Raw genomic sequence first — 2,613 nt, 5'->3', positions numbered from 1 at the left:
CTACGATGCCCAACGGAGCGACCAGCCCCTGGTCGCAATCCAATAGATCGAGCCTCCGGCAGAACCAGGGCGGTTCAGTTCGACGCCAGAACTGTGCCTCCGCCGCGCGACGCAATGCTCCTGAATCGCGGCTAAGCGCGCGCGCAACCGCCACTGCCGCATCCCTTCTCAACGCCTCCAGCTCGCCGCTGCGACACCGCGCCCCACACCGCCCAGCTCGCCACGCCCGGCCACATGCTCACCGAATCTCAACGGGTACTGACGAATCTCACCACAATGTGGGCTGATCACCCAGCAGCGCCGCCTGCACCGCAGCGTCATCCCAACCGTGGCGCACCGCTTCGCGCAACGCCACCGACCGTGCGCGCCGCAGGCCCCGACTGTCGAAGCATCGCACCGTATATCGGCCGCCGCCACGGCGCATCCGCACCATGCGATCCATGTTGTCGCCCTGCGCGCCCGAAACGACGTGCTGGTGGGGATCTGTCGCCGCTGCGACCTTGATGCACACCGGGTTGTCGCACTCGTGTACTCCGAGCACCCCAGCGGCCACCACACCGGACACGATCGCCAACGCGTAGCGGTGCGGGCGAACGCACAACCCCGCCCCTTCTCGGGTGAGGTAGAAACGGCCGTAGCCATCGGCACCGTCGCGCCGGCCCAGATGTTGCAGTCCGAAGCCGTTGGCCCGCAGACGACATGGCTGTGAAAACGGGCGATCTCCGCGGCGTGCACACGCCGTTCAGCGATCAGCCGCTCGGCGCTTCTCATCGCCGTTGAACCTAACCGTCAGAACTGACATTCAGAGCGCCCAGCGCGGCCAGCTTCCACCGGCGTTGTGAATCGCACTCCCGAGCCCCCTGTGTGGTCCTGCACCCGCCGCCACACCGAGCACACTAGTAAAGCTGGCCAGACGCCTTGCAGGCGCGCCCGTCGAGCGCTTCTCACCGGCACGATGCTCAACCGGCTTGTACGTCCGCGTCCCGACCTGCGTAGAGGCGGGCTGGCATGACACAGCACGCACGGGCCGACCAACGCCGCCCGGCGCCACTGATCCCGCACACCGACGACCACGCTCAACGCCGGCCGCACATCACGCCGACGCCGCATCGGCCGGCGGCTCACTGATGTAAGGGTCAACAACTCCCATCGGCCCACCGGCCACGCCACCCGCACCTAGTGCATGCGAATCATCACTGGCCGTGGGCTTCTCAGGCTTCGGTCCGTGCCGCAGCATGGTGCGAACTATTCCGATTCCCAGATCGGTGCGCGTGGCGATCGTCGTCAGCGTCTCGCCACGGCCCTGCATACGCACGACCGCCGCGCCGCCCCTGGCGCGCTGGGCATCTACCCTCTTGGCGACTTCCATGTCGAGCTGCTGGCGCAGCTGGGCCAAGCGTTCCTTCTTCCAGGTTTCGATTTCGGCGATCTTGCCGACCGCGACGAGGATCTCCGCGGCATCGTCGATGTTCGCCTTCTCCTTCGCGGCGCGGGCCTCGTTGGCCCGGCGGGACGCTTCATGGGCGCGCTTGCGGGCCTCGAGCTTCGATATCCGTGGTGTTGTCATGGTCGGAACCTTAGGAGCCTGCTGGCCGACCGGGCCACCACCACAGCCACATTCGTCGTTCACCAATTTTCCCCGTCGCTCCTGCCGCATCACCGTCCCTACCCGGCACCACACCGCTGCCCACTCCCCTACCACCCCCGCTCAGCTCGCCCAGCTCCCTGCCCCACGACCCCTTTCGTAGCCCGACGACAGACCACACACCTCTTGCACTCAGGAGTATTGGCCGTCTAAGACTTTTCTAAGAACCTCTGGTTTGGTGGTGGCTTCGCCAATCGCTGAGTTCGTAGCGTGCGGCGCATGCGGACGCCTGCGTGCGCGTCATGGTGATGACGCTGCACAAGCTGACCGCCGGGGACGGATACCTGTACCTGGTGCGGCAGGTCGCTGCCGCCGACAGCACCGAGCGCGGCCGATCCACGCTGGCCGACTACTACTCGGCCAAAGGTGAATCGCCCGGTCGGTGGATGGGTCGGGGCTTGGCCGCTCTCTCTGATACCGGCCGCTGCGATGCGAGCCCGCAAGCCCGCGAGGAGATTTGGACCGTCGATGAGGGATCGGGCGTCAGTGAGGCGCAGATGCGCGCCCTTTACGGATTGGGTCTGCACCCCAACGCCGAGCGCATCGAGACCTATGTCATCGGCCGCAGCATGGGCTCGGGACGGGTGGCCAGCCGACTCGGTCGTGGGTCCCTGGTACGCGACGGCGAACCGGAGTATGCGCGGCGTTTGGCGGTGGCCTTCCGCGACCACAACGCCGAGAACGGCGCACACTGGCACGCCACCATCGCCCCGGAGATCCGCGCACAGATCCGCACCCGCGTGGCTGTGGGGTTGTTCGCCGAGGAGTACGGCCGGCCACCCGCCGATGACCGCGAATTGTCCGGATTCATCGCCCGCAACACCCGCGCCCGCACGACCGCCGTGGCCGGATACGACCTGGCGTTCTCGCCGGTGAAATCAGTGTCGGCGCTGTGGGCCATCGCCCCGCTATCGGTGGCCGAGCAGATTGAAGCGGCCCATGATGCGGCCGTCGCCGACGTGCTCGAG

The 2,613-nt window shown here is 67.0% G+C and carries 3 protein-coding genes; 1 reads left to right on the top strand and 2 read right to left on the bottom strand.

The window, feature by feature from the left end:
• Window positions 1–268: 268 nt before the first annotated feature.
• On the bottom strand, window positions 269–601 hold the full coding sequence (locus tag AU072_RS23230) for a hypothetical protein (protein ID WP_328586875.1): 333 nt from the start codon (window positions 599–601) through the stop codon (window positions 269–271).
• 492 nt (window positions 602–1,093) lie between these two features.
• Entirely contained in the window at window positions 1,094–1,567 is a 474-nt protein-coding gene (locus AU072_RS23225) for a hypothetical protein (RefSeq protein ID WP_064415941.1), read from the bottom strand.
• Window positions 1,568–1,887: 320 nt separating this feature from the next.
• On the opposite strand from AU072_RS23225, the gene AU072_RS23220 reads away from it, so the two are divergent.
• On the top strand, window positions 1,888–2,613 hold a 726-nt coding region (locus AU072_RS23220; RefSeq protein WP_165595650.1), incomplete at its 3' end, for a relaxase domain-containing protein.

This window comes from Mycolicibacterium novocastrense (assembly GCF_001499835.1).
Taxonomy (GTDB): domain Bacteria; phylum Actinomycetota; class Actinomycetes; order Mycobacteriales; family Mycobacteriaceae; genus Mycobacterium; species Mycobacterium novocastrense.
The sequence above is the reverse complement of the archived record's forward strand: the minus strand, read 5'-3'. Positions and strand labels throughout refer to the sequence as shown.

Coding starts and splice junctions, on each gene's coding strand:
- AU072_RS23225 (WP_064415941.1), bottom strand. CDS start 1,567: ATGACAACACCACGGATATCGAAGCTCGAGGCCCGCAAGCGCGCCCAT.